At 72.0% G+C, this 18106-nt stretch carries 12 protein-coding genes and 1 pseudogene; 1 reads left to right on the top strand and 12 read right to left on the bottom strand.

All coding sequences use genetic code 11. The features are described from left to right. Nucleotides 1–168: pseudogene (locus Ato02nite_RS42060) on the bottom strand (phospho-N-acetylmuramoyl-pentapeptide-transferase); the annotation flags it as partial. Between the two features lie 216 nt (nucleotides 169–384). Between Ato02nite_RS42060 and Ato02nite_RS42055 the strand changes: the two are divergent. Beyond that, nucleotides 385–1344, top strand: a complete 960-nt coding sequence (locus tag Ato02nite_RS42055; RefSeq protein WP_213012305.1) for a glycoside hydrolase family protein — start codon at nucleotides 385–387, stop codon at nucleotides 1342–1344. Here Ato02nite_RS42055 and Ato02nite_RS42050 read toward each other — a convergent pair whose 3' ends face one another. The 11 genes from Ato02nite_RS42050 to Ato02nite_RS42000 form a co-directional block, all read right to left on the bottom strand. Next, the gene (locus Ato02nite_RS42050) at nucleotides 1345–3675 is read right to left on the bottom strand and encodes a hypothetical protein (protein ID WP_213012304.1); all 2331 of its coding nucleotides are present in this window, start codon (nucleotides 3673–3675) and stop codon (nucleotides 1345–1347) included. A 35-nt stretch (nucleotides 3676–3710) separates the two neighbouring features. Next, entirely contained in the window at nucleotides 3711–6011 is a 2301-nt protein-coding gene (locus Ato02nite_RS42045; protein WP_213012303.1) for a putative bifunctional diguanylate cyclase/phosphodiesterase, read from the bottom strand. A gap of 4 nt (nucleotides 6012–6015) precedes the next feature. Continuing rightward, nucleotides 6016–6666 carry a PilZ domain-containing protein gene (locus tag Ato02nite_RS42040; protein WP_213012302.1) on the bottom strand — a complete coding sequence of 217 codons (651 nt, stop codon included), beginning with the start codon at nucleotides 6664–6666 and terminating at the stop codon, nucleotides 6016–6018. Nucleotides 6667–6786: 120 nt separating this feature from the next. Beyond that, complete coding sequence (locus Ato02nite_RS42035; RefSeq protein WP_213012301.1) at nucleotides 6787–8796, bottom strand: Hsp70 family protein; 2010 nt, start codon at nucleotides 8794–8796, stop codon at nucleotides 6787–6789. A 142-nt stretch (nucleotides 8797–8938) separates the two neighbouring features. Next, complete coding sequence (locus Ato02nite_RS42030; RefSeq protein WP_213012300.1) at nucleotides 8939–13873, bottom strand: eCIS core domain-containing protein; 4935 nt, start codon at nucleotides 13871–13873, stop codon at nucleotides 8939–8941. A gap of 526 nt (nucleotides 13874–14399) precedes the next feature. After that, on the bottom strand, nucleotides 14400–14954 hold the full coding sequence (locus Ato02nite_RS42025) for a hypothetical protein (RefSeq protein ID WP_213012299.1): 555 nt from the start codon (nucleotides 14952–14954) through the stop codon (nucleotides 14400–14402). A gap of 48 nt (nucleotides 14955–15002) precedes the next feature. Beyond that, nucleotides 15003–15227: a hypothetical protein gene (locus Ato02nite_RS42020; protein ID WP_213012298.1), complete on the bottom strand. Its 225-nt coding sequence runs from the start codon at nucleotides 15225–15227 to the stop codon at nucleotides 15003–15005. Between the two features lie 23 nt (nucleotides 15228–15250). Next, complete coding sequence (locus Ato02nite_RS42015; protein ID WP_213012297.1) at nucleotides 15251–16609, bottom strand: LLM class flavin-dependent oxidoreductase; 1359 nt, start codon at nucleotides 16607–16609, stop codon at nucleotides 15251–15253. Then, nucleotides 16594–17166, bottom strand: a complete 573-nt coding sequence (locus Ato02nite_RS42010) for a nucleoside/nucleotide kinase family protein (protein ID WP_213012296.1) — start codon at nucleotides 17164–17166, stop codon at nucleotides 16594–16596. The genes Ato02nite_RS42015 and Ato02nite_RS42010 overlap by 16 nt, the downstream gene beginning before the upstream one ends. Next, nucleotides 17163–17609 carry a PPOX class F420-dependent oxidoreductase gene (locus Ato02nite_RS42005; RefSeq protein WP_246608037.1) on the bottom strand — a complete coding sequence of 149 codons (447 nt, stop codon included), beginning with the start codon at nucleotides 17607–17609 and terminating at the stop codon, nucleotides 17163–17165. The genes Ato02nite_RS42010 and Ato02nite_RS42005 overlap by 4 nt, the downstream gene beginning before the upstream one ends. Then, nucleotides 17606–18106, bottom strand: a 501-nt coding sequence (locus Ato02nite_RS42000) for a sulfurtransferase (protein WP_281419891.1), incomplete at its 5' end; no start/stop codon positions are given. The genes Ato02nite_RS42005 and Ato02nite_RS42000, both read right to left, overlap by 4 nt.

Genomic DNA, 18106 nt, shown 5'->3' with positions numbered 1-18106 from the left:
CGCGACACCGCCCATCGTGGGCGTGCCCTTCTTGCCCACGTTGGAGGCGAGCCCGATGGATCGGATCGGCTGACCGGCCTTGAGCGCGGTGAAGACCCGGATCGCCACCGGGGTGCCGAACAGGGAGATGATGAACGCGACCGCGGCCGCGACGATGACTGCCCTCACGGGCGAGCCTCCACGAGATGATCAGTCACGGGACAAGAGCTTGCCATCCGCCGGCAAGCGGAGCGGCACTGGACCTCCAGCTCCGGCGAACCTCCTGCACTAATAGGTATTAGCACCTTGACCACCATCGATCGCACCGATGAGACTTCGAGGCATCCCCGCCGGCGCCGGTCGTCCCCCGCGCCGGATCTCCTCGTCGCCCTGGAGGTTCTCCCGATGGAACGACGCTCCCTGCTCCGCGGATTCGCCGGCGTTGCCGGCCTGGCCGGTGTCGGCCTGCCCGCCGCCGCGCGGGCCGCCGGGCCGGCCGGCCTGCCCACCTACACCTATCTGCGCGACGCGCTCAAGACGCCGCTGCGCTACAACCCGACCGGGGAGTTCATCTTTCCCTGCATCCGCGGCGTCTACGACAAGGTCAGCGGCGCGCGCAGCCGCTACTACCTGTATTACGCGCCGCACGAGAAGCCGGGCGGCATCTGCGTCGCCGGCGCCGACTCGCTCGACGGGCCGTTCTCCGAGTACTCGAACAATCCGGTGATCGACAACGTGCTGCCCGGCACCACCGTCTCGCACGTGTCGTCACCGCACGTCACCTGGGATGCGGCCACCAAGCAGTTCTTCCTCTACTTCCACGGGGAGAACACCACGACCCGGGTGGCCCGGTCGTCCGACGGCCTCTCGTTCCGCGACGAGACCCCCATTCTGAGTACGCGTCTCGTGCCCGGCCTCACCGAGACCTCGTACGCGCGGGTGTTCGAACACGTGATCCCGGGCCGGGCCAACAGATACACGATGGTCTACATGGGGGTGCTCGCCGGGAAGCGGCGCATCTACCACGGCTGGTCACCGAACGGGTGGGACCAGTGGCAGTTCGCCCAGACGCCGCTGGTGAACCCGGAACCGGACGGGCTCACCGACATCTCCGGCCCGTCGCTGGTGTTCCGCAACGGCACGGTCTACGTGGCGTACCACGGCAACGACGGCCAGATGCGGATCACCGAGGTCGGGCCCGGTCTCGACCGGGAGAACCACCTGGGCGTCTTCTACACCCCGGCGGCCTCGGACAACGGCCGGGCGGCGGCGCCGTCGTTCGGCACCGACGGCGGCGCGCAGTACATGTTCTACGAGGCCGGGCCGCGGCTCGGTGCCCGCATCTGCATCGCCCGGGCCGCCTGATCACCGCAGTCGCAGCTCCTTGACCCGCGCCACCGCGTCCGGCCAGCCCGGGTCGTCCGGATAGTGCGAGTGCCCGAGCGTCGGCGGATACGCGATGTCGCCGGGCGGCTTGGCGAACGCCGGGTCGACCAGCAGCTCGTCGACCCGGTCGGTGGCGTCGTCGCCGAACACCCCGCCGCCGATCGGGTCGCTGCGCCGGAACAGGTTGCGCCAGGGCACGATCTCGTGGTCCGGATCGGCCCGGCCGCAGAGCAGCAGGCCGGCGGTGCGCGCGAGCACCGGCGAGCCGAAGTACGCCGGGAAGAAGCGCGCGTAGAGCCGGCGCAGCGGGGCGCCGTAGGTGAGGAACGCGACGCGGCCGCTCTGGGCGTATGTCAGCTGGTTGACCACGGCCGCGCCGATCACCGCGCCCTGGGAGTGGCAGGAGAGGATGACCCGGCCGGTCGAGGTGAGGAACCCGACCCGGTTGATCAGCTCGGGCACCGCGCGTTCCGCGTAGCACGGCGGGGCCAGCGGGTGGGCGGCCCGCGGCCAGAACGTGCCGAGGTCCCAGATCACGCCGACCAGCCGCCGGGTGTTCGCGTTCTGGTAGGTCTGCCGGCCCACGTAGAGCAGTCCGGCCGCGAACAGCCCGACCAGCCAGTCACCGACGTTGGCCAGCGCCCGCGGGAACGAGGCGTCGGTGATCGTGGTCCGGTCGGCCAGGAACCAGACGAACGCCCCCGCGATGAGAACGATCGTCACGCCGACGAACCAGCCGGTGAACCGGCGGACGGTGTCGTCCAGGGTGGCCGTCGCCCAGGTCCGGGAGATGGCCGTGGCCCGCGCCGCCGCGGCCTCGCGGACCTTCGGCGGCGCCTCCCGGCCGGGCCGGGAGTCGACGTAGGTCGCGGTCACCGACGGCAGCAGCGTCGTCCGGGCGGAGCGGCGCAGCCGCCAGAAGGCGAGGAGACCGAACACCAGTGCGGCCACCGCGACGGGCACCGCGAGGGCGGCCGCCCAGAAGTACGGCAACGACGTGACGAGTGGGTCGATGCCCTGCTGGCGGGGCTGGGGTTTGCCGATCAGGTGGGCCACCGCGAGCACCATGGCGGCCGCGTAGGTGCCGCTGAGCGCCGAGCCGAAGAGCATCAGCACCACCGTGGCGAAGCCACCCCAGGCCGGCGGCGTGGCCCGGTCCGGCTGCTTCGGCCGCATCGCCAGCAGCACCCCGACCATCACGATCAGCAGCACGGCCTGGCTGACGATGCTGACGTTGATCGCGTAGGACAACCAGGGCAGCACGGTTCGCGGGTCGCCCGGGCTGCCGGTCACCGCCGGCCGGGCGAAGAAGATCCAGATCAAGGACGTGACGACCACGACGAGTACGCCCCACGGCAGCGCGCCGATGAGCCGGCTGCGCCACCGGTCCGCCGCGGTGTCTGCCACCGTGGGCCCGGTGCCCGCGGTGGGATCCTCCGCGCCCGGCCGGTCGGACATGCTCGGCAGGCCGGCGAGGACCAGGCTGACCGCGGCCAGCAGCAGGGTCAGCGCGAGCAGGATCTCGGCACCGAGTTTCGGCCCGGACACGGCGGTGCCGGCGTGCAACGACGGCCAGTCGCGGGCGAAGGGCGCGAGCGCGAAGATGCCGACCAGACAGAGCGCCACGCTGACGTGGACGGCCCGCAGCCGGCGCACCGGGCGGGCGCTGTTCCACATGTGCCGGTTCTCCAGCAGCGAGACCTGACCGACCGGGTCGGCCTCCGGGACCGGGGTGGCCTCGTTGTCGCACCACGAGCGCTGGGCGAGTCGCCACAGCACCCCGATCACCGCGAGCGGCAGCAGGGCGAGCACCGCGATCCGCCGGTCCGGGCCGTCCAGCCAGGACCAGGAGAGGAAGCCCAGCCAGCCGGTGTGGCAGGAATCGCCGCACTGCCAGCCGCCGAAGTCCATCGAGACGTTCACCAGGGCCATCACCAGCGTGCCCGTGATGGTCAGCGCGAACAGCCGCTGAACCAGCTCACCGAAGGTCTTGAGGGCTCCGCGCCGGTCCGCCGGGCGGGCGTAGAAAGCCACGTTCACCAGCAGGAACGGGATCAGCAGCAACCACAGCGCGCGCAGCTTGGCGCCCGAGGTCAGACCACCCCACGAGTACGCCTCGAGCGTGTCGGTGCCGTTGTCGCCGGCGGCGGACTCGGCCGGCCACACCCGCCGGTAGAAGCCACTCGACGCATCACCCGAGACCCGGCGTACGCCGAGCTGCTCGAGCATGCTCTCCGGCGGCGTGCCGGAGACCCCGTGCACCCGCAACTCGGTCCACTCGGCACTTTCCGTCCTGACGTACCCGGTCATGGCTCGGTCTACCACGGCCCCGGCCGGTTCGTCAGTCAGGCAACCGATGCTCGGCTTTCCGCGGTCATCGCGGCCAGGCGGCGGTCCACCTCGCCGGGCGGCAGGGGGCGGTCGAAGAGGTAGCCCTGGCCGTACTGGTAACCCAGGCGGTGGATCAGCTCGCGCTGTTCGTCGGTCTCGATGCCCTCGGCCACCGAGGAGAACTCCAGCGCCGTCGCCATCTGGCTGACCGCGGTGGCGACCGCGACCTGGCGGCCGGCCGTGGTGATCGACTCGACGAACGAGCGGTCCAGCTTCAGGGTGGTCACCGGGACGGTCAGCAGCAGGCCGAGCGAGGACGCCGCGGTGCCGAAGTCGTCCAGGGCCAGCCGGACGCCGAGGCCGCGCAGCCGCAGCATCGCCTCCGCCGACTCCTCGTCGTCGAGCACCGCGGTCTCGGTCACCTCGATGCACAGGCTGCTCGCCGGCAGGCCGGCGTCGGACAGCGCGGCGGCCACCTCCGCCACGAAGCCGCCGGTGCGCAACTGGCGGCCGGCGACGTTGACGTTGACCGTGAGGTCGTGGGCGGCGGGGAACTCGGCGCGCCACCGGGCGGCCTGCCGGCAGGCCTCGCGCAGCACCCAGCCGCCGATCGACACGATGTGCCCGGAGCGTTCGGCGAGCGGGATGAAGTTGTCCGGCCGGACCGGGCCGCGGGTCGGGTGGTTCCAGCGGATGAGGGCTTCGACACCGGTCATCCGCTGGTCGCCGAGGCGCACGATCGGCTGGTAGACCAGCGTGAACTGGCCGGCCTCGACCGCCGTACCCAGTTCCCGAACCAGTTCGTCCTCGTCGGCGATCCGGGTGCCCATCTCGTCGCTGTAGTGCACGCAGGTGCTCTTGCCGCGGCGCTTCGCCTCGTACATCGCGATGTCGGCCTGGCTGAGCAGCGTCGACGGTTCGTCGCCGGGGCGGGCGCAGGCGACGCCGATGCTGGCCCGGGTGGTGATGATCCGTCCTTCGAGGGTCATCGGCTCGCCGAGCCGGCGCAGGATCTCCTCGGCGATCCGCATCGCGCCGTCGCATCCGCCGGCCGGCAGCAGGACGGTGAACTCGTCGCCGCCGAGCCGGGTGACCAGATCGTCGTCGCGGACCGCCGCGCTCAGCCGGGCGGCCACCTCGACCAGCAGCGCGTCGCCGGCCGCGTGGCCCATGGTGTCGTTGACCGTCTTGAAGTCGTCGAGGTCGATGAGCAGCACCGCGGTGCCCGGCCGGCCGGCGAGCGTCCGGCGGAGTTCCTCGGTGAACCGGGACCGGTTGGCCAGCCCGGTGAGCCCGTCGGTGGAGGCCTGCTCGCGCAGCCGCGTCTCCTGGTCGGTGAGCCGGTCGACCGCGACGTCGAGCCGCCGGACCAGCATCACGTTGTCCTGGAAGGCGATCAGCTGCCGGCCCGCCACCAGCGCGGTGATCACCACGACCCCGGCGGTCGCACCCCACAGCCGCGCGGAGGTGTGCTCCGGCAGGACCAGGATAAAAACGACAAAGGTCAAAGCAATCATTCCGTACGGCAGGAGGCTGTACGGTCGTCGCCGCGCCGTCCCCGCCGGACCGTCGATGCGGGCCGTCACCTCCTGGATCCGCGGTCCGACCGCGATCAGCAGTGAGGGCAGCAGCAGCACCATGAAGACGTAGTAGCGGTCGTGCTGCTGGAACGGCCCGGGCAGGAAGGCCGCGATGCCCTGCACAACCGGCGCCGCGACCATCGGCCACGCCGCGAACCGGGCCATCGGCGGCCGCGGCACCAGCGCCACCTTGGTGGCCGAGAACGCGCCCACCACGACCAGCGCCGCGGTGATGCTGGCGGTGACCCGGTCCAGCTGCTCGTCGATCGGGTTGACCGCGAAACACCAGGCCATCACGCCGCCCGCGACCAGCACGGTCGTCGCGTCCAGCCAGAACACCAGCTTCTCCCGGGCCGACTTCAAGCCCTGCGGGAAGAGCAGGCAGGCGAGGACGTTGCTGAACATCCCGGCGATGAAGAACGCGGACTGCACGGTGCCGCCGTCGACCGACGCCCCGGCCGGGACGAACAGCACGTGCAGGGCCTGGAAGCTGTCGCCGACCGTGAACGAGCACCCGGCGAACGCGATCGCCGACCAGAACCGCCGGTACTGCGGGGCGAGCGCCCGCAGCCGCCAGGCACCGTAGGCGAGGGCCGCGTCCATCGGCACCTGGGCCGCCCACAGCACCTGGATCTGCCGAACCGGGTCGCCCTCGAACGCCCCGAACAGTACGAAGCTGAGCAGGGTGACGGCGAACAGTGCGAGCAGCACCGGATCCCGCCGCAGGCCCCTCATCGAATCAGGCGGCTTCCTGGTGCAGCCGGCGCTCGTTGATCTCCCAGGTCATCACGTAGAGCCGGATGACCTGGGCCAGGCTCTCCTCGGTGTTGAAGGTGAGCACGACGTGCCGGCCCGGATCGCCGTGCGGGGCCTCGCGCACGGTCAGGATCGTGCCGCTCATCTCGACGTCGCCGAGGTCGCCGAGCCGGACGGCGACCCGCAGGTGGTCGCCCGGGCTCAGCGGCACCGGCTCGTCGATCCAGCAGCGCAGACCGCCCTCGCTGATGTCCAGCAGGGCGCCCTCGACCTGGCGTTCGCCGGTCGCGAGCCGGACCGCGGCGCCGCCGCCACCGCGGACGTACTCGCGGCGGTTGCTCTGCCGCGGGGCCTCGACCGGGGCGAGGATCCACCGGAACGGTGCCTCGTCGGAGATCGCGACCAGCCGGCTGGGCAGCACGATCCGGGTGCGCGGCGGCGCCCAGAAGACGTCGAACTCGCTCCCGGTGGTGATCGCGGCCGGGCCGGCCGTCTCGAGCGGGGCGGCGACGGTGAAGGTATCGCCGTCGACCGACTCGAGGCGGGACCGGAAGTTCACTCCCTCACCGAGGACGAGGAACATCGGCGCGCCGATGGCGGGCAGTTCGGTGGCGACAGAGGCCGACGCAATCATGGTTGAGACACCTCGCGGTGGGGGGATCCGGTCGAGGATTCATTCGGCCGGAGACGCGAAACCATGAGCTTTTCGGTAGCGATCCGGGAGTGATCCAGGCCCCCGACCCGGCCGGTGGCCTCAGCAGGTCACGGAGATCCGGTCGTAGCGGGCGTGGAACGGGGTGGGCTTCGCCCCGAACTGGGCACGGTTGAGCGCGGACACCCCGACCCGCACGGTTTCCGGCAGCTTCATCCGGACCGTGGCCAGTTGGGTGAATTCGACCCGGTCGGCCGGCCGCCACGACCCGGTGATGGTGCCGCCCGACCGGGCCATCCGGACCACGAGCCGGGTGGCGCCGGCCTTGATCGGCTTCTGGCTGGGCAGCGGCCCGTGCACCCACTGGTGCGGCCCGCCGTCCCGGTACTCGAACCCGATGGTGCCGGTCTCGCCGAAGGCCCGCTCGATCCGCACGTAGCTGACCGGGCTGTTCCACAGCAGCAGCCCCGCACCCTGGTAGAACACGGCCGGCGACACCTCCATCACGGCCTCCAGCACGAAGTCGCCGGTGACCGGCCGCAGCAGCATCTGCGCGGTGACGTTGGTCTGGTAGATGTCGGTGCCGTTCGGCGCGTCCAGGTCGGCCACCCCACCGCTGACGGTGATCCCGAGATCCGCCCGGTTACGCTCCCAGGCGGCGTCGACGGTCGTACCGGTGAAGTCCTCGACGAAGCCGCAGCCCGGCGCGCTGGCGCCGGCACTCGCCGGGGGCTTGGCGGCGGTTCCATCGTCCGTGCGCAGCAGCCGCACGGCGATCGAGACACCGACGGCAACAACCACAACGGCAACACCCGCAACCAGCATGCGTACGCGTCGCCGGCCGGCACCGGCGCGCGACGGCTCGGCGGGCGCCGGCGTCTCGGCCGGCAGCGACTCGGCCGGCGGCGACTCGGCCGGCGGCGACTCGGCCGGCGGCAATGGCGGTGGGGCCGGCGGCGCGGACGAAACGGGCGGGGCCGGCGTGGGCTCCGGGACAGGTGTCGGTTTCGGTACCGGAGCGGGGACAGGTGCCGGCGCGACCGGCGGTGGCGCCGGTGGGGCGGCGTCGGTCAGGCGGGCCGCACCCAGGGCGATGCTGTGCTCCGGGTCGGGGTCGACCACGACCGGGCGCCCGAACTCGGTGCCCACCAGCGCCCCCACCAGGGGAATCCGCGACGACCCGCCGGCCAGCAGCACCGCCCGCAGCCGCTCCGGCTCGACGCCGGCCGACCGCAGCGCGCGGCCCAGCGCCCGCACCGTCTCGTGCAGCGCCGGCGCGATCATCGCCTCGAACTCGAGCCGGGTGAGCCGCACCCGGGTGTGCAGACCGGGCAGCGCCACCGGGATCATCACCTCGGTGTCGAAGGAGAGCGCCTCCTTGGCGTCCACGCAGTCCCGCCGCAGCCGGGTGAGCGCGGCGACGAGCTCCGGATCGTCCCCGGCGAGCCGGTCGTCCGGCAGCACCCGGGTCACGTGGTCGAAGACCGCCTCGTCGAAGTCGATTCCGCCGAGCTGCTCGATCCCTTCCGGCGCACCGAGCAGTTCGAACCCGCCCGCGCCGCGTCGCAGCACGGCCGCGTCGAAGGTGCCGCCGCCCAGGTCGTAGACGGCCACGACGTCACCGTCGGCCATGTGCTCGCTCGCCGCGTACGACACCGCCGCCGCCTCGGGCTCGCTGCGCAGCACCACCCGCGGCGCGTCGGCCAGACGCGCCGCCTGTTCCAGCAGGTCACGTTTGTACGGCCCCCAGTTGGCCGGGCAGGTGAGCACCACCAGATCGGGCGGCCCCTGCTCGATGGAGGCGGCCACGGCCAGCACGTGCTCGAGCTGCCGGGCGACCAGCGCGTGCGCCGGATAGGGCGACCCGCCGACCAGCAGCGGCACCGGGTCACCGATCCGCCGCTTGAACTCCCGGGCCATCCGGCCGGCCTGCTGCTCGCCGCGGCGCACGGCCGGCTCACCGACCACCACCGCGCCGTCCGCGGCCAGGAAGATCACCGACGGGATCTCCGGCCGCCGCCCGCCGAGCCGCAGGACCTCCACGGTCTCACCCCGCCGCACGGCGGCCGCGGTCCAGGTGGTACCGAGGTCCACGCCCAGCCCGTACGTCATCCGGTCCCCGTCATCCGATCCGCCGCCGCCCCGGCGACCGGCACCCAGCATCGACCGCGGCCAGGACCCCGGCAAGACCACATAGGAGGGATGCACGAAAGGCTGCACGAGCGAACGGCGGGCGCTCCGAAATACCCCACATCTACGGGTTGGCCGCCAGCCAGGCCGACCGCTCGATCCAGGCGCCGTCGGCGAACTTGACCGCCTGGATCGGGCTGGCCGGCCCGAACAGCTGGGCCAGCATCGCCTTCTCGGTGGCCGCGTTGCCCGGCCGCCGCACGAAGTCGATCAGGATCGTGTCGCCCTTGGTGCCGCCCCCGTGCTCGATCGCCTTGAGGTCCAGCGCCGCGTCCTCGGCGTAGCGCCGGGCCCGCCCGACCGCCGGCCGGAAGACCTCGTCCGACCCGGGTGGTGCCGTGATGAGGTCGGATTTCTGCTCGACCCACTCCTTGCGCCCGGTGGACGAGCCCGGACGCTGACCGGGTTCGAAGGCGTAGTCGAGGATCGTGAACCCGCCGTCCGGGTGCGGCATCCGGGTCTTGTTGGCGCCCACGTTGGGCGCGAACAGGACCTCGCTCATGTTGCCGCGCAGGTTGTTGATCCAGGTCGTCTGGAGGCCGGCCTCCCGGCCCAACTGGTCGAACTCGTCGAGCATCTGGACCCGTTGCTCGTGCGACAGCGACCGGTTGATCCGGGCGTTCTCCCGCACCTGGTACATGGTCGCGAGCATCTCGATCTGATCGTCGTCCGGAGTGTACGGCCGCCCGTTGCGGTCGAGCTGCCCGTCGTGGGCGGCGGCGAACTCCTTGGCCTTGCGCACGTGCTCGTCCCAGCCGGGCAGCGCCTTGTTGGGGGCGACCTTCCCGGACGCCCGCCGGGGTGCCCGGACCGGCGGCTCGATGCCGACGGCCTGGAGGCGGGCCTTACCCTTGGCCGCCCGGACGGCGTCGACCAGCGCCGCCGCCTGCTCCGGTTCGAGGTCGTGCAGCTTGGCGAGCAGCGGGGCGAACGCGGCGTCGGTGCGGAGATCGCCGTACGCCTTCCCGCCGAACTCGCCGATGAACCCGAGCTCGTCCCCCGAACTGGCCAGCCGCTTGAGCCCGTTCTCACCGAGCTGCCGCGGGTGCGGCATGTCCGGGTCGGCGAGGACCCGCAGGAACAGTTCCATCCGGCCGGGCGGAACCGTGGAGAGGATGTCGGCGATCTTCGTCGGCGACATGGCGTCCAGGTTGGCGTGCTGCTTGGAGCCCATCCGGGCGAGACCCTCGGCGGCCCGCGGATCGGTGCCCGCCGCCAGCTTCGCCCGCTCGATCGCCTCGCCGAACGACTTGATGTTGCCGGCCTGGGTGTCGGTGAGTTTGCGCAGCCCCGCCTCGCCGAGGAACTCGTGCAGCATGGCGGCCTGGTCACCGGTGACGGCGCCGAGCAGTTTCTGGGTGTGCTCGGCGTCCAGGCCGAACTGCGGCGTGGCCGGGCCGGCGTGCGGGGTGGCCGGGACGGTGGTGTGCGGTTCGGAACCCCCGGCGTGCGCCAGCACCTCGTCGGGCCGGGCGCCGTCCGCGACGTACAAAATCTTCTTGCCGTTGTCGTTGGTCAGTTGGGTCTTCTTGGCCCCGGTGACGATCTCGACCGGCCCGCCGCCCAGGGTCTCCACGATCTTCTGGCGGATCGCCGGGTCGGGGACGGTGGCCTCCAGGTGCCCGGACATGATGGCGGTCCGCTCGGCGTGGTCGAACTGCGCCTCGGTCATCGTCTGCCGGTCGCCGACGATCTTCCGCTCGGCGTAGTCGAAGCGGACCGGCTCACCCTCGCGGTGGTCGAAGCGGCCCAGGTTTTCCAGCTCGGTGAGGCGGAGGCCGAACTTCTTGATCGCGGCCTGCTGGATGACCGCCCCGGCGACCATCATCATGCCCTGCTGCGCCACGATCCGGCCGCCGACCTCGATCACCGCGTCCTGGCCCTGGCGGATCAGCTCGTCCTGCTGCTTGCGGAGGGCGTCGATCTGCGGGTTGGACGGGTTGATCCGGGTCATCTGGTCGATCTGCTCGTTCAGCCGGGCCAGTTTGGAGATGACGCCGTTGCGGAGCTGTTCGATCTCGGCAGCGGCCTGGGCGGTGACCAGCAGCACCTGGCCGGCGAGCTGGACGCCCTCGATCACGTAGAACGCCTTGCGGCCCAGGCTGACCATGCGCGACGTGCGGCCGATGACCGGGAGCACGTCGAGGGCGAACTGCGCACCGGCGTACAGGAAATCCTTGTCCTTGAGGGTGCCCTTCTCGGCCTTGGCCTCGAGGTCGCTGATGCTCTGCGAGGTGTTCCAGATGATCGCGAGCGCGAAGCCGGCCGCCTGCAGGCCGGGGATGACCATCATGACCGCGGCGGCCAGGTTGACCACGAGGTTGACCGCCGGGTCGAAGACGGTCTGTTTGACGTCCCCGCCGACGGTGTCGGTGACCAGGCGGAACTTGACGTACGCGTCGGTCGGCGCGTGCTTCTTCTCGTCCCAGCCCTGGAAGGCGACGGACAGCGTGCCGTCCGGATAGGACTTCGAGTGCTTGACGAAGATCTCCTCGTAGGCTCCCTCGGCGGTGGAGCTCGTCGCCTCGTAGTGGTAGTTCTCGGACTCGTAGACCTGGGAGAGGTCGTGCAGGCTGATCTCGTACCCGGTGTCGGTCTGTTTCTGCAGGCAGACCAGGTCGAGCGCCTTCGACGCGGCCTTCCCGCTGCGGCTGACGTAGACGCCGGTGCACGGGATGACCTGCTTGTCCTTGGCGTCCCCCTCGATCTTGCCGCGGCCCTCGCGCAGGGTCTTGAGGTAGTCCTCGGCCCAGTTGTGCACGGCGACCGCGTCCGGGCTCGGAGAATTCGCGTACTGCTTCATCAGCTTGTCGACCCGGTCGATCTCGCCGTCGATCACCTTGAGCCGGTCGGCCAGATTGCCCGGTACGAACTTCGGGTCGAGCTTGCCGCGGGTGATGGTGCCGTCGTCGTAGGAGCCGAGCGTCTCGGACAGTCCGCCCACGTCGAAGTTGTGCGCCTTGACCTGCGCGCCCTTGGGCGCGGCGAAACCGGTGAGCGCGTCCTTCTCCTGGTAGTCGACCTCCTGGTCCTCGGTGAGGACCTTCACTTCGGTACGGAACGACGCGGTCCGGTAGAAGTTGTGGTTGACGATCGCCTCGATGACGAACGTCCACGGGTCGGAGAAGGTGACCTCGAAGGTCTTGTCGTTGATCGGCCCGTCCGCCCGCAACGGCGAGTACGTGTTGTTCTCGTCCTCGACGATCATCTTCGGCGCGCCCTTGGGGTAGGCGAACCACTGGATGTGGATCAGCGGCGCCCGCAGCGCGTCCACCTCGTCCTTGGGCTGGAAGGTGAAGACCGCCTCCTTGCCCGGCACCGGCCGCCCGCCCATGAGCACGATGTCGCCGTGCACCGGCCGGTTGAGCACCGGTTCCTCGCCGCCGCTGCCCGGGTCCCCCAGGTCGAGGCGCTTGCGGGCGTCGCCCAGCTCCTGCTCGGCGATCACCGATTCCAGCATGTCGCCGAGGTTCGTACCCTTCTTCTCGCCGCCGGCGCCCTTCATCCGGGCGATGATCTTGGCGCGCAGCGGGCTGGTCGCGATCTGCTTGAGCAGCTGCGCGGCCCGCTCGGAGACCGCCATCGGCTCGTCCTTGGCCTTCGCCGGATCGGCCGGGCCGACGATCTCCTTCAGCACCGCCAGGATCTGCGGCCAGTCCTCCTTCATCGAGGCCGGCAACTGCACGGAGTGGCCCTTGACCCGGCCGGCGTCGGCGCTCGCCCGGCTCGCCGCCTTGGTCGCCCAGTCCGCCCCGAACAGGTCGGCCAGATCGTCGGACTCGAGCAGGAAGGCGGCCGACCGCTCGAGCTTGTCGGCCGGCGCCGGCAGCGTCCACAGCCAGTCGGCGTAGAAGCCGGTCCGCCAGCCCGCTTCGCGGTCGGCACCCATCGGCTGCCCGAGCCGCGCCTCCAGGGCCGCGAAGACCCGCGCGGAGAAGTTGGCGTCGCTGAAGTCGATAGCGCCGGGCTGCCGCACGGTGCGCCGGATCAGTCCGGTGTCGACCCAGACCTCGGCGCCCCGGCCGCCCATCCGGATCAGGATCTCCTCGCCGGGCGGGTTGCCGATGATGGTGACCGGCTCGTCGCGGACCGGCACGACCAGGGTGTCCGACTGCTGGTCCAGCGGTGCCGGCAGGGTGAGCTCGTTGAACGCCGGGTGCTTGGCCAGCACCGCGAGGTCCACCCACGGCGCCACCTCGGGGAGCCCGGCGAGGATCGCGGTCATCACGGCCGGCTCGGTGATCCGGACCGCGTCGCCGCCGACGTTCTGGCCGAGCAGCCACGCCTTGGAGATCAGCAACCGGTAGCTCATCCCGCTGCGCAGCCACTGCAGGTTGCGGCCGGGCGCCAGCTCCGGTGCCTTCGCCACGGCCCCCGGAGTGGGTGCCCGCTGCATGAGCCGGGCGACGGCGTGGTTCCCGCCGGCCTGCAGGAGGCCGATCGGCACGACCGTCTGCACGTCGGCCTCGGAGTTCGCGGCGCGCGCGAGGTAGGTCAGCGACACCTCGGCCGCCTGCCGCTCGGCCGGATCGCCCGGCCGGCTGATCCCGCCGCCCGGCCCGGCCGCGCCGCTGGTCTGCTGGACGACGTGGGTCAGCTCGTGGGCGAGCAGCCCCCGGCCGGCGGTGCTGTCCGGGTCGTACCGGCCGGCCCGGAAGAAGACATCGCTGCCGGTGGTGAAGGCTTCGGCGTCGATCGACCGGCTGAGCGCGTCGGCGCCGGGCCCGGTGTGCACGCGTACGCCGCCGAAGTCGGCGCCGAGATGCTGCTCCAGACCAGCGCGGGCCTCGTCGGGCAGCGGGGCGCCCCGCCCACGCTCGGCGTCGACCCCCTGCTCCACCGGCGCATCGGCGGGCGCTCCACTGTGGCCGCCGAGCATCCGAGCCACGGCCAGGTTTCCCGGCCCGGCCGCGACCGGGGCCGCCGCACCCTTGACCGGCGGCTCGGCCACCGGCGCCTCGTGCGCGCGGTCGCCGGTCGGCGCGGACGTGGACCCCATCGGCGCTCCTCGATCAGCGCTCTCGCCGGCGGCGGGATGATGCGCCCGTCACGCTACTCGCTCCGCACCATCGCCCAGCGTCAATTACCCGACGCACGGTGACGAGCACCGCACCCAGCAGGAAGGGAATGCCCAGGGCGACGACCACGGCCGGCCAATCGCCGCCCGGTCCGACCCGGCCACGGTGGTGAACGCGTTCGCCCTGACCGGCCGCAAGCGGTACGCCGTGCCGACGCTGCTCGACCTGGACACTCAGGAGATTCTGTACGTGGACGTCTACCTGAACGGGCAGCCCCGCGCCCGGGTCGAGGAGCACGGCCACGACGCCGCGACCCTGGTGTCCGCGGTGGCCGGCCAGCGCAACCTCAAGGTGAGCGGCGCCGGCCTGGCCCTGCGGCACGCCCGGGCGCGCGGCGCCACCGTGGTCGACGTCCGTGCCGAGGCCACCATCACCTTCGGCACAACCGCCCACTGCACCTACGACGCCCTGCACCAGGAGAAGCTCCTGGCGGACCTGCTCGGAGCGTCAGCTCAGGGTGAACGTCACGTCGTCCACGTCGAACGCGGTGGTCCCGTTGCCGGCCGTCTCGCTCGCGTAGAAGCTGATCGTCGCGGCGCGTTCGGTGGTCGCCGTCCCGGCCGCGCTGGTGTGCTGCTGCCATTGGGCGGAGTGGTCGAAGGCCAGCGAGTAGATGGTCTTCGGCGGCGTGCCGGTCACCGACAGCCCCACGTTGAGGTAGTCGCCGCGGGTGGTCTCGGTGGTGGTCGCCCGGGCCCAGAAGCCGACGGTCAGGTTGCATCCGGCCGGCACGGTGACGGTGGTGCGCAGCAGGTCGGTGCGGGTGACGTCGAGGCCGGCGAAGGTGGCGTAGGCGCGGCCGGTGTGTGCCGGCCGGGCCTGGTCACCGAGCACGACGATGCGCGGCCCGGCGGTCCACCCGGCGGTGCCACGCTCGAACCCGGAGTTCGGCAGGATCTGGCCGGCGCAGGCCGTGGCGGTGGGTGCGCGGCCGTAGGAGGCACTGCCGGTGGCGAGGACCAGCACGGCGACGGCCGAGACGGTGGCGACGAGAGTTTTCATGGTTCCCCCATGGTCAGACATTCGGGATTGTCGATGTGCCTGTCCACTCTAGAGCGCCGCGATCGTCGCCGGAGCCCGCTCGGCCCGGCTGAGCGCCCGGATCACGGCGTTCGTGCCGTACCGCCGGGCCGCCATCGCGCAGAGCACGCCCATCACCGTGTCCAGGCCCGCCGCCGGAAACGCGGGTGGAGCGACCCCGAGGCCGGCGGCCAGGTCATCGCCCGCCCCAGTGTGCGGACGCCCGTCCGCGGGCTCAACGCCGGAGCGTCGCACTCGGCAGGTGACGCGAAGGATGCCTACCGGCCGCCGAAGCGGTAGGCGGCGGCCGGGTGGTCGTCGCGGACGCGGGTGACGCCGGGGCCGTAGAAGTGCTCGCGCAGCGTGCCGCCCTCGTACTCGGTGCGGGTCAGGCCGCGGCGCTGGAGTTCCGGGACGGCCAGGTCGACGAAGTCGCGGAAGGTCACCGGGGGCACCGGGTCGGCGATGTTGAAGCCGTCCACCCCCGACTCGGCGGCCCAGCGTTCCAGCTCGTCGGCGACGGTGGCAGGGCTGCCGACGATCACCGGGCCGCCACCGCCCACCCCGACGAACTCGGCGATCGCCCGCGGTGTCCAGGTGCGGCTCGGGTCGAGCGTGGTGAACAGCTCGACCATGCCGCGGATGCCGTCGGTCTCCACGTATTCCAGGGGCTTGTCCAGGTCGAGCGTGGAGAGGTCGATGTGCATCAGGGCGCTCCACCGGGCCAGCGCACCCTCCACGCTGGCGTACCTCTGGTAGTCGGCCAGCTTGGCCCGCGCCGCGGCGTCGGTCTCGGCGACGATCACCGTGGCGATCGCGAAGAACTTCACCGCCGACGGGTCGCGGCCGGCCGCCACGGCCTCCGCCCGCACGCCGTCGACCAAAGTCCTCGCCATCGACGGCAGGTAGGCGGAGAGAAAGACGCCTTCGGCGTGCCGGCCCGCGAAGGCCCGGCCGACCGGGGAGGTGCCGGCCTGATAGAGCACGGGCGTACGCAGGATGCCCGGCTCGGAGAGCGCGATGCCCGGCACCCGGTAGTGGATGCCGTCGTGCTGGATGGGCCGCACCTTCGACGGGTCGGCGAAGACGTCGGAGCGGACCACCGCGTCGTCCGCCCAGCTGCCCTCCCACAGCTTGTAGACGACCTCCATGAACTCCTCGGCCCGGGCGTACCGGTCGTCGTGCGCCAACTGCTTGTCCAGGCCGAGGTTGCGGGCGGCACTGTCCAGCGCGGACGTCACGATGTTCCAGCCGATCCGGCCCGCGGTCAGGTGGTCGAGCGTGGTCATCTTGCGGGCGAACGCGTACGGCAACTCGTACGTCGAGGAGACCGTGACCGAGAAACCCAGATGTTCCGTCGCCGCGGCCATGGCGCTGATCGGCAGCAGCGGATCGTCGGTCGGGGTCTGGATGCCGTCCCGCAGCGCCGCGTCGACGCTGCCCTGATAGACGTCGAGCGGCCCGAGCGCGTCGGCCACGAAGAGCGCGTCGAACTTCCCGCGCTCCAGGATCCGCGCCGTCTCGATCCAGTAGCCCAGGTCGCGGTAGCGGTGGGCCTGGCTGTCCGGGTGCCGCCACAGCCCGATGGCGGTGTGCCCGACGGTGGACTGCCGCAGCCCGTTCAGGTGGAGGTGCATGGTTCCTCGTTCTCGATGATCAGGTCCGCCCGTTCGCGGACTCGCTCGGCCGCGTAGAACGCGTCCTCGTGCCCGGCCCACCGCCGCCAGTGCGGCGCATAGGTCTCCCCGTCCCGGGCCAGGGCCCGCTGCTTACGCACCGGAGCGGGGCTTTCCAACCAGACCAACCCGCTGGTGTACGCCGTGAGCACCGACCCACCCGCACCCACCCCCTCGACGACGAGCCAGTCGGCGTCCGGCACCGGATGGTCCTCGGCATACCGGTGCCCGGCCCAGTCCCACCGCCGCCAGACCGCCGGCCGCCCCTCGGCGAGCGGCACCAGCACCCAGTCGCGCAGCGCCGTGACGCCCTGTTCGAGCCCGTCCCATCCGGCGTAGAGATGGTCCATCTGGATCAGGGGCGCGGCGAGCCGTTCGGCCACCGCCCGGGCGAGAGTGGTCTTTCCCGACCCGGACCGGCCCTCGACGGCGAGCACCCGCCGCCGTCCCGCGGCCGGCGACAGATCGCGGGCCCAGGCGACGACCCGGTCGGTGGCGCCGGCCAGCCAGCTGGTCATGGGACGTACAGCACCCGGTCGGGGGTGATCCGCAGGACCACCCGGTCGGCCTCCTGGTCGTCCACCAGGTGGTCGGCTCCGGTGTAGCGCCGGGCCAGCTGGTCGACCAGCGCCCGGGCGTCCTCGGCGGTGACCCGGGCGGTGCCGCGGATCTCGGCGTACCGGGTGGGCCGGGAGCGGTCGTACAGCAGCACGGTGACCCGCGGGTCACGCCGGATGTTGCGCACCTTGCGCCGCGCCCCCTTCGTAGCCATCAGCAGATCGTCGCCGTCGCGCCCGACCCACATCACCGAGAGCTGCGCGGTCCCATCCGGCTCACGGGTCGACAGCACCGCGAACTCCGGCCGGTCCACCAGCTCCCGCACCGCCTCCCCCAGCCCGGCCGCCCGCGTTCCACCGTCGCTGCCCACGCCGGCCGCTTGGGTTCCGCCGTCGCTGCTCACGCCGGCCGCCCCAGTTCCAGCGGCAGCGTGTGATCCGCCGACCACTCCTCGAGGGAGCCGTCGTAGATCGCCACGTCCGGCCGGCCCGCCACGGTGAGCGCGAGTGCGACGACCGTCGCCGAGATGCCCCCGCCGCAGTAGATCCACACCGGGGCCGGGTCGTCGACCAGCCCACCGAGGGCGGCCCGCAGGTCGGCGCCGGGCCGGAACCGGCCGTCCGCCCCGGTCAGCGACCGGGCCGGCAGATTTCCGCTGCCCGGGATGTGCCCGCGCCGCGAGTACCGGGTCGGCACCTCCCCGGCGTAGGCCTCCGGGTTGAGCGCGCAGAGCACGCTCGCCTCCACCTCCCCCGCGAGCCAGGCCGCGATGTCGTTCTTGCCGACCCACCGCCCGTCCCGCACCCGCGTGGTCAGCCGGCCGCCCTCCCGGGCCACCGGCCCGCTCCCGGCTGACGCCGAGAGCCCGGCCGACGCGGAAGAACCGGCCGACGCGGAAAG

Source organism: Paractinoplanes toevensis, from assembly GCF_018332695.1.
Lineage (GTDB): Bacteria > Actinomycetota > Actinomycetes > Mycobacteriales > Micromonosporaceae > Actinoplanes > Actinoplanes toevensis.
Note: the sequence above shows the minus strand (reverse complement) of the source record. Positions and strands in the feature narration are given on the sequence as shown.

Coding starts and splice junctions, on each gene's coding strand:
- Ato02nite_RS42055 (WP_213012305.1), top strand. CDS start 385: ATGGAACGACGCTCCCTGCTCCGCGGATTCGCCGGCGTTGCCGGCCTG.
- Ato02nite_RS42050 (WP_213012304.1), bottom strand. CDS start 3,675: ATGACCGGGTACGTCAGGACGGAAAGTGCCGAGTGGACCGAGTTGCGG.
- Ato02nite_RS42045 (WP_213012303.1), bottom strand. CDS start 6,011: ATGAGGGGCCTGCGGCGGGATCCGGTGCTGCTCGCACTGTTCGCCGTC.
- Ato02nite_RS42040 (WP_213012302.1), bottom strand. CDS start 6,666: ATGATTGCGTCGGCCTCTGTCGCCACCGAACTGCCCGCCATCGGCGCG.
- Ato02nite_RS42035 (WP_213012301.1), bottom strand. CDS start 8,796: ATGACGTACGGGCTGGGCGTGGACCTCGGTACCACCTGGACCGCGGCC.
- Ato02nite_RS42030 (WP_213012300.1), bottom strand. CDS start 13,873: ATGGGGTCCACGTCCGCGCCGACCGGCGACCGCGCGCACGAGGCGCCG.
- Ato02nite_RS42025 (WP_213012299.1), bottom strand. CDS start 14,954: ATGAAAACTCTCGTCGCCACCGTCTCGGCCGTCGCCGTGCTGGTCCTC.
- Ato02nite_RS42015 (WP_213012297.1), bottom strand. CDS start 16,609: ATGCACCTCCACCTGAACGGGCTGCGGCAGTCCACCGTCGGGCACACC.
- Ato02nite_RS42010 (WP_213012296.1), bottom strand. CDS start 17,166: ATGACCAGCTGGCTGGCCGGCGCCACCGACCGGGTCGTCGCCTGGGCC.